We start from the raw sequence: 17,130 nt of genomic DNA on the forward strand, positions 1-17,130 counted from the left end.
AGTCATCACTGTGCGGGTAGCCGAGTTCGTCGCAGCCCTTGAGGAACACATCGCAGATCGGATGGGTCTGGCCCTTCATCGGCGTGATGCTGATCGGGCCGCTGCCGCCGTGGTATTCGCTGTCGCCTAGCGGATGGTTCTCCAGTTTGCGGAAGTACGGCAGCACGTCCTTGAAACCCCAGCCGTCATTGCCGTTGGCCGCCCAATCATCGAAATCATGGGCTTGTCCACGGACGTAGACCATCGCGTTGATCGAACCCGAGCCGCCCTGCACTTTGCCGCGCGGGGCATAGATTTCCCGGTTGTTCAGCTGCTTTTGCGGCTGGCTGTAGTACATCCAGTTGAAGGTCGGGTTGTAATACATTTTGGCGAAGCCGACCGGGATCTTGAACCACAGCGAACTGTCCTTGCCGCCCGCCTCCAGCAGCAAAACCGTGTATTTCCCCGAGGCCGAGAGCCGGTTGGCGAGGATGCAGCCTGCGGCGCCTGCGCCAGCGATGATGTAGTCGTATGTCATGTAAGTCATTGTCCAAATAAACCGTCAGGCGCGAACCCTGTGGGAGCGGGCTTGCTCGCGAAAGCGGTGGGTCAGTCACTATCGTTGTCGACTGTCAGGCCGCCTTCGCGAGCAAGCCCGCTCCCACAAGGGGAACTGCGCCAGTTTCGTCAGCCTCTGGCCGGCGATGTGTCTTTGACGTCTGCCGGGGTCGGCGCCATTTGCAGGTGCAAGCGCTCACCGGTGTACGGCGAATGCTTGCGCACCACGTCCATGTTCAGCTCCACCCCAAGGCCCGGCTCGGTGGACGGGATGATGTAGCCGTCCTCCCATTGCAGCGGTTTGGTCAGCACTTCGGCGTGGAAACCGCCCCAGGTCATGATGCTTTCCTGGATCAGGAAGTTCGGCGTGCAGGTCGCCAACTGAAAGCTCGCCGCCGCGCCAATCGGTCCGTTGTAGAGGTGCGGGGCGATCTGCGCGTAGTAGGCCTCGGCCATGCTCGCGATTTTCTTGGCTTCCAGCAGCCCACCGCAGCGCGCGACGTTCATCTGCAGGATCGACGCACCGCCGGCCTGCAACAGCTTGAAGAATTCGTACTTGGTGGTCAGCCGCTCGCCGGTGGCAATCGGGATGCTGGTCTTGGCCGCGACTTGCGCCATGGCCTCTTCCTGACCCGGCGGCACCGGTTCTTCGAACCACAGCGGGTCGTACTTCTCCAGCCGCTTGGCCAGGCGGATCGCCGAGGACGGCACCATCTGCCCGTGAGTGCCAAACAGCAGGTCGCACTTGTCACCCACCGCTTCGCGGATCTTGCGGCAGAAGGTTTCGCAGCGTTCCAGCACTTCCAGCGAGATCTGGTGACCGGAGTACGCGGTGTACGGTCCCGCCGGGTCGAACTTCACGGCCGTGAAGCCTTTGTTCATGTTCTCGATGGCGCATTCGGCGGCCAGGTCCGGGTCGTCGTAGTCGTATTCGCCCTTGCTGTTGACTGGATACAGGTAGGTGTAGGAACGCAGGCGTTCGTTGACCTTGCCGCCCAACAATTCGTACACCGGTTTGTTCGCCGCTTTGCCAATGATGTCCCAGCAGGCCATCTCCAGGCCGCTGACTACACCCATCATGGTCAGGTCCGGACGCTGGGTGAAACCGCTCGAATAGGCCTGACGGAAAAAGCGCTCGATGTGGTGCGGGTCATGGTTGAGCAGGTAGCGTTCGAACACGTCTTCGATGATCGGCAGCATGGCTTTGGGGCCGAAGGTCGCGGCGTAGATCTCGCCCACACCTTCAATACCGCAATCGGTCTTGAGCTTGACGAACAGCCAGTACATGCCGCCGATGTGCGGTGGCGGTACGGCAACGATATGGGTTTCAAGGGCGACGATTTTCATCTCAGGCACCTGTTTAATTCAAAGAAGTTAATTCAAAGAAGTCTTGATCAAAGATTGACGGTTGATACGAGCGCGCAAGGCCAGGGCCGCGAGGGTCCCGAGCAGGCCGACGAAGGCGATGTAGCCGAAATACAGCTTGTAACCAAAGGCACCGGGGAAATGCTCGGTGAGGTAGCCGTTGATCAAGGGAATAAAGGCGTCCGGCAGGTAACCGACCACCGAGACAATGCCGATGGCCAGCCCGGTGATGCGCAGCGGAATGTTGCAGGTGTCGAGGATCGCCCAGTACAAACCGCGAATGGCGTAGGTCATCAAACCGATGAAGATCACCGTGCCGATCAGCAACCCCAGGCTGTTGAGTGCCGGGAACACGATCAGGCCGACCATCGCCAATGTCGCGAGGAACAGCGCCACGATCAGCACCGAGATGTTCGAGAACTTGTCACCGAGCCAACCACCGCCGATCCCGCCAATCGGGCGCATCCACAACTTGATGGTGGTGATGGTGCCGGCCATGACCGCAGTCATGCCGCCGCCCTGCAAGTAATCGGAGAAGCTGTAGGTGGCCCAGAAGATGTGATAACCGCAGAACACAATGGCGGTCACCAGCCACAGCTCAGGGATTTTCACCAAGGTGGTCAGGTCGCTGAGCAGGTTGTACTTGCCCTTCTCCACCGCCGCCGTGTCGTCCATCGACTTCGGGTCTTTGATCAATACCAGCACACAGCCGATGGCGATACAGGTGAAGGCATACAGGTAGACCACGTGCTTGAAGCCTTCGGCCGCTGACTCGCCACGGGTTTCGGTGGCGAAAGCAAACAGCCCCAGCGCGACGGTTGCCAGCAAGGCTTCCACCAGGCCGCGACCGCCGTCGAGGACGCCGAAAAACCGGCCCTGTTCCGTGTGATGGGCAATCATCTTCACCCGCTTGAGCACCGAGGCCCAGAACGTCAGGCCGGTGGTCAGACCCCAGCAACCAAAGATGATCATCAAACCGGTCATCGACGGCGCCGTGGAGTACCAAAGCCCCAGGGCTCCGGTGGCCACCAGCGAAAAGAAAATCAGAAAACGTGGCGCAATCCGGTCCGCCAGCCAACCGCTTGGCAAGTAGCTGAGCAGGAAAATCGTCCCAAGCATCGAGTACAGATAACCCAGCTCGCTGTGGTTGATCTGAAACACCTCGAGCATGGTGGTCTGGTAGACCTGACGCAGGTACAGGATCGGGTAGATCGCACCGGCGGCCAGCACCAGCAGCATCAGTTGGAAATAGCGACTTCCCTTGTCACTGTGGCTTTTTGAACCCGCGTTCGAACCCTGAACAGCGGCAACAGTGGTTGCAGGCTTGGACATCTGAGTGACCTCGGGCAGCCCGGTGGTCCGGGTGCCCCAATAATTGTTTTTATATAAATCAGGTGTACTCAGGCAAATGTGAGAGCGGGCTTGCTCGCGAAAGCGGTGTGTCAGGCCATTGATGTGTCGACTGACACACCGTCTTCGCGAGCAAGCCCGCTCCCACATAAGCGGGAGGGGTGTTCCGTATGAATCAGTACTTCATGATTACAAGCCGCGTCTGGGTAAATTCGAGCATGCCGTGCTTGCCGTCATCGCCGCCCAGACCGGAACGTTTCCACCCGGCATGGAAGCCCTGGTACGGGTCGGCCGGGGTGCGATTGACGTACAACTCGCCAGCCTCGATGGCGTTGGCCACTTTCATGGTGGTGCGGTAGTTCTCGGTGTACAGCACCGACGACAGGCCGAACTGGTGATCGTTGGCCATGGCGAGCGCTTCGTCGATGGTGCGGTACTTGAGCACTGGCAGCACCGGGCCGAAGATTTCTTCCTGGATGATTTCCATGTCCTGACGGCAGCCGCTGAGCAGGGTCGGCGGGTAGAAATGACCTTTGCCTTCGGGCAGCACACCGCCTGTTTCCAGTACAGCACCGTCGGCGATGGCGCGCTCGACCATGGCGTGGATGTTCTGCTGCGAACTGGCGTTGACCAACGGGCCCATCAGGCTGGCGTCGGTGGCACGGTCGCCGAACTTCACCGCGCTGATCTTGGCTTTGAGCAGTGCGAGGAACTGGTCGTAGACGCTTTCCTGCACATACACCCGCTCGACCGCCGTGCACAGCTGGCCACAGTGAGTGGTTTTGGAGGCAATGATCGCGGTCGCGGCGGCTTCCAGATCAGCGTCGGCTTCGATGATCGCCGGGGTTTTACCGCCCAGTTCCAGCGATGGCTTGGCAATGTTGGCCTTGCAGTAATCGAGCACGATGCGCCCGGCGTTGACGCTGCCGGTCAGGGTGATCAAACCGACAGCCTTGTGGGTGCAGACGCTGGCGGCGGTGGCGTGGTCCATGGTCAGGATGTTCACCACGCCGGCCGGCAAGCCGGATTGCTGCACAGCCTTGGCGATTTCAAACGCCGACGTCGGAGTATTGTTGCTCGGGCGCACCACCACGGTGTTGCCGGCAATCAGCGCCGGGGCGATTTTGCGCAGCAGCGTATAGACCGGGTAGTTGAACGGAATCAGGCACGCGACCACGCCAATCGGCTCGCGGTGCAGGAACAGGTTTTCGTTCGGGGTGTCGCTGGGAATGATCTCGCCTTCGATACGACGCGCCCACTCGGCGTGGTAACGGGTGATCTGCGCGGCGTAACGGGCTTCGTTGCTGGCGTCGACAACGCTCTTGCCGGACTCGGCGGCCAGGGCGGCACCGATGTTTTCGGCGCAGGCCTCAAGGGCTTCGGCGAAAGCCCGCAGGTGTTCGGCGCGTTCGATGCTGGTGAGTTTGCCCCAGACCTTCTGCGCGGCGGCTGCGGCGTCTACGGCGGCCGTGGCTTCAGCGGTAGTAGCCGCCGAGACCTGACCGACCAAGGCTTCGGTCGCCGGGTTGTAGACTGCAATCAGCGCATCGCTGGCAGGCTCAATGAAGTGACCGTTTACAAAGTTTCGCTCGAGTCGCATGTGAATCGCCCATCGTTGTTTTTATCCAGTTCCCGCAGTCTTGGCATCCTGCACGGGTTGAACAAACGATTTATTGAGCGGGGGAACATTCGAAAAAGGCAGGTTACCCCTTGAACGAATCAAATCCCCTGTGGGAGCGAGCTTGCTCGCGATGACGGAGTGTCAGGCAACACTAATGCGACTGATACATCGCCATCGCGAGCAAGCTCGCTCCCACAAGGGTTATGCGGGTTTAGCTGGCGGCGGTGGAGGGTTCGAGCTGGCGCTGCGCCAACCAGATTTCCTCCTGCAACCACTGGCTGAACACCTGCAATTGCGGCATCAACGTCTGCTCCGGCCGGGTCACCAGCCAGTAGGATTGATGCCCTTCCACGTGCACGTTCAGCACCTGGGTCAACTGCCCGCTGGCCAGCTCCGGGGCGACCATGTGCCAGTCGGCGATGGTGATGCCCAAACCATCGGTGGCCGCGCGGATGGCCAGGTCCAGCAGGTCGAATTCATAACCGCCCTGGGTGTCGACACCGCTGATTTTCGCCGCGTCCAGCCAGTGTTTCCAGGTCAGGTAGCGCTGGTCTTCCCGGGCCAGCACGTGCAGCAAGGTCAGGCGATTGAGATCGATGCCGCCCTCGCTCCATTCCCGCGCATACAGCGACGGCGCGCACACCGCGATGTGCCGTTCCTGGATCAGCAGCGAGCTGTCCAGCCCGTCCCATTCGCCATCGCCAAAACGGATCGCGCAGTCCAGGGTGCTGGTTTCCGCCAGGCTGTCCTGCAGGCGGGTGGTGATGCTCAACTCCAGTTCCGGGTGCTTCTCCCGCAGGCGTCCCAGGCGTGGCATCAACCAGCGGCTGGTGAAGGTCGGCGGCGCGTTGATGTGCAGCCGATTGGCGTGAGATTTCTGCTGGATGCTGCGCACCGTCAGCTCGATCTTGTCGAAGGATTGATGCAGCGCCCGCAGCAAAACGCGGCCGGCGCTGGTCAGTTCAAGGTGATGATGCCGGCGCTCCAGCAGGTTCTCGCCCAGTTGTTCCTCCAGCTGACGCACCTGCCGGCTGACCGCACTCTGGGTGACATTGAGCAACTCCGCCGCCCGGGTAAAGCTGCCGGTGCTGCCGGCCACTTCGAAGGCTTTGAGCGCATTGAGCGCGGGCATTTTGCGTTTCATGAAGGTGACTCGCGCAAGGGCTGACGAGTGCCAAGCATCCCACGGCTTGTGGGAAATTTCCTGAGTAACATGCATTTTTGTGTTGTGCAGGACGATTTCAATCTGATGATGAGCGGCTTTGGGTGGGAGCGGGCTTGCTCGCGAAAGCGGTATGTCAGGTGACATTTTTGTCGAATGACCCACCGTTTCGCGAGCAAGCCCGCTCCCACCTTTGATCTCATTGGCCGATGGCGGGCTGTCTAGCTCAAGCCCCCACCTTCCCTGCGCTCAGTAACATGCCTTTATCGAACGTTTGCGCGTTGAATTTATCGTTTGTCGATCTTTGCGCCGACGACAAAACTGCGGCCATCTCAAATAAAAACAACATGAGAGCTGCCCCATGCCCCATCTCGACGAGCTAACAACTCTGGACGGCGCTCTGCCGCATCCAGCGGTAAACGACCTGTGCACTCAAGTCAAAAGTGGCGAGATCAACCGCCGACAATTCCTGCGCACCGCCGCGCTGCTGGGCATCACCGCCGCCAGCGCCAGCACCTTCCTCGGTTCCGCCCTGCTCGGTAATTCGGCCCACGCCGCCGATTCCGTGCCGCCGCGCCAGGGTGGCAGCCTGCGGTTTGCCTGCGCCATCCAGGAAATCCAGGACCCGATGCTGATCACCTGGATCGAAGCCTCGAACCTGCTGCGCAACTCGCTGGAATACCTGACTTGGGTCGACGCCGACAACATCACTCACCCGTACCTGGCCGAAAGCTGGAGCCCGTCGGACGACCTGAAGACCTGGACCTTCAACCTGCGCCAGGACGTGAAGTGGAGCAACGGCGACACCTTCAACGTCGAGGACGTGCAGCACAACATCGAACGCTGGATTGCCGCCGACTCCAAGTCGGTCAACCGCACCGCGTTCCAGGACATCAGCGCCTTCGAAAAACTTGGCGACTTCCAGTTCCGCCTGGTGCTCAAGCGGCCGATGCTGGCGATCCCGGAAATGCTCAACGCCTTCACCTGCGCCATCGTCCACCGCAGCTTCAAGGCCGGTGACGACTGGGCGAAAAATCCGCTGGGCACCGGTCCATTCAAGCTTGTCTCTTTTGCCGTGAACAAGCAGGCAACCTTCGCCAAGCGTGCCGACTACTGGCGCAAACCGGCCAACCTCGACGAGTTGCGTTACGTCGACATGGGCACCGACATCTCCACCCACCTCGCGGCGTTGCAGGCCGGGCAAGTGGACGTGCTGTACCGCGTGACCGTGGCCGAACTCGACCTGGCCAAACGCTTGCCGGGCGCGCAATTGCTGACCTGCAAATCGGCGCAAGCCGTCGTTATGCGCATGGCCTGCGACCAGAAGCCGTTCGATGACCTGCGGATTCGCAAAGCCGTGGTGCTCTGCGCCGACAACGCGCAAATGCTCAAGATCGCCTATCGAGGCATGGGCACCTTGGGTGAAGACCACCACGTCGCCCCGTCCCACCCGGAATACTTCCCGCTGCCCAAACGTGCCCGTGATGTGGCTGGCGCGAAAAAGCTTCTCGCCGAAGCCGGGCATCCGAACGGCATCGACATCGACCTGATCGTCGGCAACACCCAGGGCCGTTACGAACAGGATTGCGCGCAGATCCTGCAACAGAACTGCGCCGAGGCCGGCATCCGCATCAACCTCAAGGTTATTCCGGCCACCCAGTACTGGCCGATCTGGGACAAAGCCGCGTTCAGCCTCACCTACTGGGCTCACCGCCCATTGGGCGTGATGTCCCTGGAACTGGCCTACCGCAGCGGCGCGGCCTGGAACGAAAGCCACTACAGCGACCCGGCCTTCGACGCCGCGCTGGATAAAGCCATGGGCATCATCGACCCGAAACAACGGGCCGTGGCCATGCAAAGCGTCGAGCAAATCCTGCAAGACGCCTGCGTCATGGTGCAGCCGTTCTGGGGCGACAAGTTCACCGCTGCCAGCAAGAAGGTCCAGGGCTTCCAGGTTCACCCGTCGGACTTCTACCCAATGGATGAAGTCTGGTTGAGCGCCTGATTCAAGCGCCCGAACGCGCTCGTCCACTGCGGTGCGGCGGGCGCCATCCCTTGATTAGCCGGAGCGTGCGAGCATGGCTGAATTTCTATTGCGCAAGTTATTGGCGCTGGCGGCAACCCTGCTGTCGGTGTCAGTGATCGTGTTCCTGGCCCTGGAACTGAACATCGAGGACGTCGCAATCAACGTCCTCGGCCCCTACTCCGCTGCCGACCAACGCGCCGCGTGGCTAGTGGAACACGGTTACAACCAACCCTTTGTCTGGCGCTACCTGGTGTGGCTGAAGGATTTTGTCCACGGCGACTGGGGTACTTCGGTGCACTTCCGTGAGCCTGTGATTGACCTGCTGCTACCGAATCTCGGGCAAACGCTAATCCTTGCTGGACTGGCCTTGCTGGTGATGGTACCGGTGGCGCTGACGCTCGGGATTCTGGCGGGCATTCGCCAGGGTTCGGCGGTGGATCGGCTGGTGTCGTTTCTTTCGATCGTCACCACTTCAATTCCGGACTTCGCCAGCGCGGTGTTTGTCTCGGCGATCTTCGTCTTTTGGCTCAACTGGCTGCCGGGCGTAAGCAGCATGAGCGACGGCTTCAACGCTGTGGAACTGGCGCTGCCATTGATGGTGCTGTGCCTGTTCGGCATCGGTTATCTGGCGCGGATCACTCGCGCCTCGATGGTCGAAGTGATGCAGGCGCCGTACATCCGCACCGCCCGCCTCAAAGGCGCGTCGACTTCACGCATCGTGCTGCGCCATGCGCTACGCAACGTGCTGATCGCACCGATCACGGTGATCATGTTGTACATCCCGTGGTTGCTGTCGAACGTGATCGTGGTCGAGGTGTTCTTCGCCTACAAAGGCTTCGGTTCGCTGCTCTACACCGCGTCGCTGAACCATGACGTCTACTTGATCGAAGCCTGCGCGATGATCAGCGGCATCGTGGTCGGCGCGACCAAAATCTTCTCGGACCTGGCCTACACCTGGCTCAACCCGCGCATCACCTTGCGCAGTCTTGGCGGAGGTGGCCAATGAACTTCCTCAACTCGTTCAAACATCCCTTGGCGTTGCTTGGTTTGCTGCTGGTCGGCGGCTGGGTGCTGATGGCGCTGTTCGCGCCGTGGCTGGCGCCCCACGATCCACTGGAAAGCTTCACCCCGCTGCTGACGCCGATGACCCCGGATGGCAACGGCATGAGCTTCCTGCTGGGCACTGACATGATTGGCCGGGACATTCTTTCGCGGCTGATCTGGGGCACGCGCACCGTGTTGTTCTGGTCGATCCTGGCGACGCTGACCGCGTTCGCCGTGGGCATCGCCATGGGCCTGTGTGCCGGTTACTTCAATGGCTGGGTCGATGGGTTGCTGTCGTATGTCGCCGACACCGTGCTGTCGTTCCCGGTGCTGGTGTTGTACATCGTGATCATCATCGCCCTCGGCGCCTCGGCGCTGAACATCCTGATTGCGGTGACCTTCACCAGCGCCCCGGCAATCTTCCGGATCATGCGCGCACTGACCATCGACATCCGCTCCCGGGACTACGTGCTCAGCGCGATCACCCAGGGCGAAGGTTCGCTGCGAATCATGCTGGTGGAAATCCTCCCCAACTGCGGCGGCCCGCTGATCGTCGATTTCTGCCTGCGCATCGGCTACACCGCAATCATGATCGGCGCCCTCGGTTTCCTCGGCCTCGGCCTGCCACCACCGACCCCGGACTGGGGCGGCATGATCAACGAAGGCCGCAGCATGGCCATCGCTTTCCCGCACCTGGTGATCTTCCCGTGCATTGCCATCTCCACCCTGATGCTGGGCCTGAGCCTGCTGGCGGACGGTCTGGACGAACACGCCCAGAAAGGCACAAGGAGTTGAGCATGAGTCAAATGCAGAATTTGCAACAGGTGCTACGCGTGGAGAACCTCTCCATCGAACTGCCCGCCGGCGCTGACCGTAGCCACGCCGTAAAGGGCATCAGCCTCGACGTACGCAAAGGTGAAATTCTTTGTGTGATCGGCGAATCCGGCTCCGGCAAATCGGTGCTTTCGGCGGCGATCATGGGCGACTACGCCAAGGGCCTGCGGCACAGCGAAGGCGTGATCGACTTTCTCGGCGACGACATCTGCCGCATGGACGAACACTCCCTGCGCCGCTTGCGCGGCAACCGCATCGCGATGATTTTCCAGGAGCCTATGGCGGCGCTGAACCCGGCGATTCGCATCGGTCAGCAGGTCGAGGAGATCTTCGACATTCACGCGCCGACCATGCCCGCCGCCGAGCGCCGCGAACGCATGCTCGCCCTGCTCGACTCCACCCAATTGCCCGACCCGCCACGGATCGCCAACAGCTTTCCCCATCAACTCTCCGGTGGCCAATGCCAACGGGTGGTGATTGCCATGGCGCTGGCGATGAACCCGGATTTGCTGATCGCCGACGAACCAACCACGGCACTGGACGTGACCACTCAGGCCCAGGTACTGAAACTGGTGCGCGACCTGCGTGGTCGCGGCCAGCACGGGATTCTGTTCATCACCCACGACTTCGGCGTGGTGGCGGAAATTGCCGACCGCATCGCTGTGATGGAAGGTGGCGTGCTGGTGGAAATCGGTGAGCGCGATCAAGTGCTGAATGCACCGAAGCACCCGTACACCCGCAAGTTGATCGCGGCCGTACCGGCGTTGCACCCCGAGTTGCACGCACCGTGCGCCGAGGGTGAGTTGGCGTTGCGCATCGAGCATCTGACCAAAACCTACAATGTCGGCGGCCGTTTGGTGCCGGCGCTCAAGGATGTTTCGCTGCAACTGCCACGGGGCAAGACCCTGGCGATTGTCGGCGAATCCGGCTCGGGCAAGAGCACGCTGGTCAAAGCAGCGATTCGGCTGGTGGAAAGTGACAGCGGCCACGTCTGGGTCGGTGACACGGATTTCCTCGCGTTGCGCGGCTCGGCCCTGGCGGCCAATCGGCGGCGGATCCAGATGATTTTTCAGGACCCTTACGGCTCGCTCAACCCGCGGCATCGGGTCGGCGACATCATCGCCCGCGCTGCGCAACTGCGTGGATTATCGGCCAAGGATGCGTGGACCGAGGCCGGCGACTTGCTGGAACAGGTCGGGCTCAAACGTGACGCCCTCAAGCGCAAGCCACGGCAGTTCTCCGGCGGCCAGCGCCAGCGCATCGGCATCGCCCGGGCCCTGGCGATGCACCCGCAAGTGTTGATCGCTGACGAAAGCGTCTCGGCGCTGGATGTCTCGGTGCAAAAACAGGTGCTGGAGCTGCTCGCCGAGCTGCAACAGCGACTGAACCTGAGCATTTTGTTCATCACCCACGACCTGCGAGTGGCGGCGCAGATCAGCGACTACATCGCGGTGATGCGTCAGGGCGAAGTGGTGGAATACGGCACGGCGGAACAGGTGCTCTTGCGCCCGCAAAACACCTACACCCAGACCTTGCTGGCGGCGGCACCCGGCGCTTCGGCGATACCGGTGGTGCCCGTCGCGGAGCCACCGCTGAGGCTGACCCGACCTCAAGCCAACTGAGTCAATAACCCTTTCCCCATGCCGCAGCGTTCGCTGCGGCCCGGGCTGCTGTTGCCAACAATAATCAAAAAATCGGGAGTATCACTGTGCGCACATCCACCCCTCGTGCTATCCGTTCCATTGCCCTAATTCCTGTGCTTGGCGCCTTCGCGGCGCCGGCCATGGCGATTCAAGTGACCGACAACCTCGACCTCGGCGGCGCCGTTCGCGCACGTTGGGACTATGACCCGGATCGCGACATCCAGAAGTTCAACTTCGACACCGCGTTCCTTACCGCCAAGTACAACTCCGACACCTGGATTGGCGCAGCCAAGTACCGCTTCTATGGGCGGGCCTATCCTTACCAGTACACCAAGAATGTCGGTGACGTCCAGTTCGCCGAATCGGCGTGGATCGGCTACAAGTTCAACCCCGACCAGCAGGTCCAGGTTGGCCTGAACCAGGTGCCGTTCGGTTTGCAGCCGTACTTCGGCAGCACCTTCTACGAAACCCTCGGCAACGTCGTGGGCCTGGAAGACCTGGAAGAAATCGGCGCCAAGTACATCCAGCAAAGCGGCGACTGGAACATCCAGGCCGGCTACTACTTGCGCCCGGCCTGGCAAGGCAAAGGCACCAGCAAGGGTGACACCTACTCCAGCGTAGTGTCCGAAGCAGACAGTTACGTCGCCGACGGCAGCAACAACCAGGAACGCAACACGGTGGTGCTGCGGGTGGCCAAGGCCCTGGACCTGGGACCGTGGAAATCCGAAGTCGGGATCTCCGGCCTGACCTCGACCCTGGAGAACAAGGACACCAACAACGACGGCCGTCGTAACGCCGTGGCCGTGCACTACATCGGCAAAAACGGCCCATGGGGCGTGCAACTGCAAGCGGCGCGGCAGCAGATGTCGCCGCGCAACCCCGGCACCGATGAACTGGTGACCCTCGGCGGTTACGACGGCACCTTCAACGTCGCCAGTCGCGGCAACCTGTACGTGGCGGACGTGAGCTACGACGTCGGAGGCAAGTACCTGTTTGATCAAATCAGCGGGGTGAAGCTGTACGCCAACTACAGCGCCTTCGACAAATCCGCCGACGACTTCAAGACCTCGCAACGGATGATCTTCGGCACCTCGTTTTCCGTCAGCAAATTGTGGATCGCGACGGAATGGTTGTATGGCAAGAATGATCCGTACATCGGTGGGAGCAGCTACACCCAGAGTTTGGGGGCTGGCGGTAGTAACCAGTGGGAGAATCAGCTGTACATGAACATTGGGTATTACTTCTGATCCGGGATTTTTGGCGCCTTTAAGGGCCCCTTCGCGAGCAAGCTCGCTCCCACAGGTTTAGCGCATAACCTGTGGGAGCGGGCTTGCCCGCGATGACGTCAGCCCAAACACCACTTGCATCAGCCCATCACTGAAGAGTCAGATACGCCCTACAGAACATTCACCAAAAACAATAAACCTGCCCGTGCGTTAATGCGTCGAAGGCAGTTCCGGAGTCATCCTTTCATGCGTCAACTGCCCTCGCTCAACATGCTGCGCGTCTTTGAAGAAGTCGCGCGGCATCGCAGTTTCAGCCAGGCGGCGCTGGGTCTGAACGTTACCCAAGGCGCGGTCAGCCGTCAGATCAAGCAACTCGAAGACTATCTCGGTGTAGCCCTGTTCATTCGCACGCCTCAGGGCCTGTCGCTGACCGAAACCGGCATCGCCCTCTCCCCACACTTGAGCGACGCCTTCGACCACATCGAGCGCGCCCTGCAAGCGGTGCGCGTGCCCAACCTGCGCCAGCGCCTGCGCATCGTCGCACCACCGACCTGGGCCACGCGCTGGTTGTCGGCGCACTTGCGTGCCTTCTGCCAACGCTACCCAGACATCAGCCTGAGCGTGACCCACCAGAGCGGCCACGACAACCTCGCGGAAATCGACTGCCACATCCGCTTCGGCCTCGAAGCCGCTCACCATTGCAGCAGCCAGTTGCTGGTGATGGAACGGCACATGGCGGTGGCCAATCCGGAGTTGTTCGTCAACGGCCAGCCGCCGGACTTGCGGCAGTTTCCACTGCTGCACATCCTGCACGACGGCAAGCGCTTGAAGGTTTGGGAGAATTGGTTGGCGGCGATGGGGCGTGACGATATCGATGCCGCGCAAGGGCTGGAATTCAGCACGCTGGATCAGGTGATTCACACGGCTCTGGCCGGTGGCGGGTTGGCGGTGATTGACCGGCAGATGATCGAGAAGGAACTGGCCAATGGCAGCCTGCTGCCGATCACCCCGGTGGAAGTGGTGGGGCCGTATGGCTATTGGCTGGATGTGGCGAATGACAAACAGGGGTTGTCGAAAGTGCGGTTGTTTACCGAGTGGCTGGGGTTGGTCAGCAACCCATAGAACAACGACATTCAAGTGTGGGAGCGGGCTTGCTCGCTCCCACATTGGTTAATGGGTGGGTGTTAGAGCCCGCCCATCAACAGGTATTTGATTTCCAGGTAGTCGTCCAGACCGTACTTCGAACCTTCGCGACCGAGGCCCGATTCCTTGATGCCACCGAACGGTGCGACTTCCGTGGAAATGATCCCTTCGTTGATCCCGACCATACCGGCTTCCAGGCCTTCGGCCATGCGCCACACGCGACCAATGTCGCGGCTGTAGAAGTAGGCCGACAACCCGTACGGCGTGTCGTTGGCCCGTTGCAGCACCTCGGCTTCGTCCTTGAAGCGGAAGCACGCGGCCACCGGGCCGAAGGTTTCGTCCTGGGCGATCAGCATCTCGCTGTTGGCGTCGGTGAGGATGGTCGGCTCAAAGAACGTGCCGCCGAGCGCATGACGACGACCGCCGCACAACAGTTTGGCGCCCTTCTCCAACGCATCGCCCACGTGCAGTTCGACCTTGGCCAACGCCGCCGCGTTGATCAGCGGACCTTGCTCGGTTTCACCGTCCAGCGCACTGCCGACGCGCATCGCCGCGACCGCTTCAGCGAGTTTGCCGGTGAAGGCTTCGTACACGCCGTCCTGAATGAAAAAGCGGTTCACGCAAACGCAGGTCTGCCCGGTGTTGCGGAATTTCGAGGCCATGGCGCCTTTGACGGCGGCGTCCAGATCGGCGTCGTCGAAGACAATGAACGGTGCGTTGCCGCCCAGTTCCAGCGAGACCTTTTTCAAAGTCTCGGCGGCCTGGCGCATCAGCAGTTTGCCGGTGCGGGTGGAACCGGTGAACGACAACTTGCGCACGATGCTGGAAGCTTGCAGCGCCCCGCCAATCGCCACCGCGTCACCGGAAACGATGTTGAACACGCCCGCCGGAATGCCCGCCTGTTCCGCCAGCACCGCCAGGGCAAAGGCCGACAGCGGGGTTTCTTCCGACGGTTTGAGGATCATCGTGCAACCCGCCGCCAGCGCCGGGCCGACCTTGCGGGTGACCATCGCCAACGGGAAGTTCCACGGGGTAATCGCCGCGACGACGCCTATGGCTTCCTTGACCACGATGATTCGCGCGTCAACCTTGTGGCTCGGGATCACGTCGCCGTAAGCGCGCTTGGCCTCTTCGGCGAACCACTCCAGAAAGCTTGCGGCGTAGACCACTTCGCCCAAGGCTTCGGACAACGGTTTGCCCTGTTCACGGCTGAGTAAGGTGGCCAGGTCCTTCTGGTTGCTCAGCATCAGCTCGCTCCAGCGCTTGAGGCGCTGGCTGCGTTCCTTGGCGGTCAACTTGCGCCAGGCCGGCAAGGCACGGTTGGCGGCCGCGATGGCGAGGTTGGTTTCTTCGGCACCGGCCTTTTGCACTTCGGCGATCAGTTCGCCGTTGGCCGGGTTGAGCACCGGATAAGTCGCACCACCGCTGGACCATTGGCCATCGATGAAATTGCCGTTACGGATCAGCGCGCTCATGCCACATCCTCGGTCAGATTGAAGCGTTCCAGACCCGCCCGGGCCGAGCGCAGGATGCGTTTACCGGCGGTGTAATCGTTGATCACGTCGCACGGGGTGTAGTTGCGTTCCAGTTCATGCAGTTCTTCGGCATCAAGCCTGGTCTCCAGTGCCGCCAGGGCACTGTCGAACTGCGCGGTGGTGTCAGCGCCCACCAGCATGCAATCGACGCCCGGATGGTTGGCGACCCAGGCCTGGGCGATCTGCGCGTTCGATACACCACGGGCACGGGCCACCCGTTGCACCGAATGAGCGATTTCGAACGAGGCTTCGTCGCTGTACATCTGTTGGGTGAAAAAGTCGGTCTGGTTGCGGGTCGATTGCACGTCGCCGGTTAGCAACCCACGGGCCAGCGGACTGAACACCGAGACGCCAAGGCCCTGATCGCGGCAGAACGGGATCATCTCGCGCTCTTCTTCGCGGTAGGCGCAGTTCAGTTGCAGCTGCATGTTGATCGGCTTGACCCAACCATTGCGTTCGCAAGCCATGAGGATCTTCGCCAGTTGCCCGGTGAGCATGGTCGACACGCCAATGTAACGGGCCTTGCCGGAACGCACGATGTCGTTCATCGCGCTCATGGTTTCTTCAACCGGGGTGTTCACGTCGAAGTAATGCAGCATGAACACATCAACGTAATCCATGTTCAGACGCTTCAACGAGGCATCGATGCTGTCCATGATGTGCTTGCGCGAATGGCCGCTGGCATTGATGCCGTTGCGGGTGCCGTAGCCGACTTTGGTGGTGATCACCAGGTCTTCACGACGGGCCAGGCGCTGGACGATACGCCCCACCACTTCCTCGCCTGTGCCTGCGGAATAGAAGTCCGCCAGGTCGATGAAATTCACCCCGTTGTCCAAAGCGTGGGCGACGATCGGCTCGCTTTGCTTTTCATTGAAAATCCACGGTTTCCAGTCCGGAGTGCCCATATTCATGGTGCCCAGGCACAGGCGGGAGACTTGCAGGCCGGAGTTGCCCAAACGAATGTATTGCATGGCGCGGACCTCAGGCTTTTGGCGTGTAGAAAGGGTTGCTGATGTGATCGACCACATCCGCCAGTTGCGCGGTTTCCGGCTTGCCGGTCAGGGCGGCGCGGATCGCTGTGCGGCAGGCGTTGTAGTTGTTCAGGTAGACCGCATCGAGGTCATCGCAGGCCGGGTTGACCCAGTTGGCCGTGACGATGGCCCACTCGTCTTCGGCTTCCGGTGGCAAGGTGCCGTCCAGCAGCGCTTCAAGTACAGCCTTGGCGATCCCGGCCTGGGATGCGCCCCAAGTGGCGTTGCCATGCAGGTCGCTGCTGATCGCGGCTTTGTTGACATAAAGGGTCATCGGCTTGACCGGGATGTTCGGCTGGGCGATCACCATGAACGGGCAATGCCCCTGGCTCGGCGATGCCAGGCTGTTGGCAAACGCCTGCCCTGCCGGACCGTTGCGCGGGCCAATCAGAATGTTGATGTGCGCGGCGTTCACGCCAGGGCCTTCGAAACCTTCACCGATGTACAGGTCGAGTTCTTTCATGGGTCATTGCTCTTTTTGGATTTTTTTGGGTGATCAGAAGTGCACGCGGATCGTGAAGATCGCGGGGCAAATATCGGGGTTCGAAGAGCGCAGCACAGGGCTGGCGAGGACACGGCAGTGGGGCTTAGTCATGATTGCAAACGCTCTTTG

General features: G+C 61.0%; 14 protein-coding genes. 6 read left to right on the forward strand and 8 right to left on the reverse strand.

Annotation, left to right across the window (positions count from 1 at the left end):
- The 5 genes from ACN1C3_RS07955 to ACN1C3_RS07975 form a co-directional block, all read right to left on the reverse strand.
- The coding region (locus tag ACN1C3_RS07955; protein ID WP_419115549.1) for a GMC family oxidoreductase at positions 1-517 on the reverse strand (517 nt) is incomplete at its 3' end.
- Positions 518-666: 149 nt separating this feature from the next.
- Positions 667-1,884, reverse strand: coding sequence for a mandelate racemase/muconate lactonizing enzyme family protein (locus ACN1C3_RS07960; protein WP_046046632.1), 1,218 nt, complete (start codon positions 1,882-1,884; stop codon positions 667-669).
- A gap of 27 nt (positions 1,885-1,911) precedes the next feature.
- Positions 1,912-3,234: an MFS transporter gene (locus tag ACN1C3_RS07965; protein ID WP_419115267.1), complete on the reverse strand. Its 1,323-nt coding sequence runs from the start codon at positions 3,232-3,234 to the stop codon at positions 1,912-1,914.
- Between the two features lie 193 nt (positions 3,235-3,427).
- Positions 3,428-4,852, reverse strand: coding sequence for an aldehyde dehydrogenase (gene aldA, locus ACN1C3_RS07970; protein WP_419115268.1), 1,425 nt, complete (start codon positions 4,850-4,852; stop codon positions 3,428-3,430).
- 232 nt (positions 4,853-5,084) lie between these two features.
- Positions 5,085-6,017 carry a LysR substrate-binding domain-containing protein gene (locus ACN1C3_RS07975; RefSeq protein ID WP_419115269.1) on the reverse strand — a complete coding sequence of 311 codons (933 nt, stop codon included), beginning with the start codon at positions 6,015-6,017 and terminating at the stop codon, positions 5,085-5,087.
- A gap of 379 nt (positions 6,018-6,396) precedes the next feature.
- On the opposite strand from ACN1C3_RS07975, the gene ACN1C3_RS07980 reads away from it, so the two are divergent.
- From ACN1C3_RS07980 to ACN1C3_RS08005, 6 genes are all read left to right on the forward strand, one after another.
- Positions 6,397-8,040, forward strand: coding sequence for an ABC transporter substrate-binding protein (locus ACN1C3_RS07980; RefSeq protein WP_419115270.1), 1,644 nt, complete (start codon positions 6,397-6,399; stop codon positions 8,038-8,040).
- A 73-nt stretch (positions 8,041-8,113) separates the two neighbouring features.
- A complete protein-coding gene (locus tag ACN1C3_RS07985; protein WP_419115271.1) occupies positions 8,114-9,067 on the forward strand; it encodes an ABC transporter permease in 954 nt (317 codons plus the stop codon).
- Entirely contained in the window at positions 9,064-9,900 is an 837-nt protein-coding gene (locus ACN1C3_RS07990) for an ABC transporter permease (protein WP_419115272.1), read from the forward strand. Before ACN1C3_RS07985 ends, ACN1C3_RS07990 begins: the two co-directional genes overlap by 4 nt.
- An 11-nt stretch (positions 9,901-9,911) precedes the next feature.
- Positions 9,912-11,561, forward strand: a complete 1,650-nt coding sequence (locus tag ACN1C3_RS07995; RefSeq protein ID WP_419115550.1) for a dipeptide ABC transporter ATP-binding protein — start codon at positions 9,912-9,914, stop codon at positions 11,559-11,561.
- Positions 11,562-11,647: 86 nt separating this feature from the next.
- Positions 11,648-12,829 carry a hypothetical protein gene (locus ACN1C3_RS08000; protein ID WP_419115273.1) on the forward strand — a complete coding sequence of 394 codons (1,182 nt, stop codon included), beginning with the start codon at positions 11,648-11,650 and terminating at the stop codon, positions 12,827-12,829.
- A gap of 225 nt (positions 12,830-13,054) precedes the next feature.
- Positions 13,055-13,930, forward strand: a complete 876-nt coding sequence (locus ACN1C3_RS08005) for a LysR substrate-binding domain-containing protein (RefSeq protein ID WP_419115274.1) — start codon at positions 13,055-13,057, stop codon at positions 13,928-13,930.
- A 62-nt stretch (positions 13,931-13,992) separates the two neighbouring features.
- On the opposite strand, the gene ACN1C3_RS08010 is transcribed toward ACN1C3_RS08005, so the two are convergent.
- The 3 genes from ACN1C3_RS08010 to fae are packed head-to-tail and all read right to left on the reverse strand — an operon-like array spanning position 13,993 to position 16,980.
- The gene (locus ACN1C3_RS08010) at positions 13,993-15,426 is read right to left on the reverse strand and encodes an NAD-dependent succinate-semialdehyde dehydrogenase (RefSeq protein WP_419115275.1); all 1,434 of its coding nucleotides are present in this window, start codon (positions 15,424-15,426) and stop codon (positions 13,993-13,995) included.
- The gene (locus tag ACN1C3_RS08015; RefSeq protein ID WP_419115276.1) at positions 15,423-16,457 is read right to left on the reverse strand and encodes an aldo/keto reductase; all 1,035 of its coding nucleotides are present in this window, start codon (positions 16,455-16,457) and stop codon (positions 15,423-15,425) included. The genes ACN1C3_RS08010 and ACN1C3_RS08015 overlap by 4 nt, the downstream gene beginning before the upstream one ends.
- A gap of 10 nt (positions 16,458-16,467) precedes the next feature.
- Complete coding sequence (gene fae / locus ACN1C3_RS08020; RefSeq protein ID WP_054615233.1) at positions 16,468-16,980, reverse strand: formaldehyde-activating enzyme; 513 nt, start codon at positions 16,978-16,980, stop codon at positions 16,468-16,470.
- Between the last annotated feature and the right edge of the window lie 150 nt (positions 16,981-17,130).

The sequence above is a fragment of the Pseudomonas sp. H11T01 genome (assembly GCF_048515765.1).
Taxonomy (GTDB): Bacteria; Pseudomonadota; Gammaproteobacteria; order Pseudomonadales; family Pseudomonadaceae; genus Aquipseudomonas.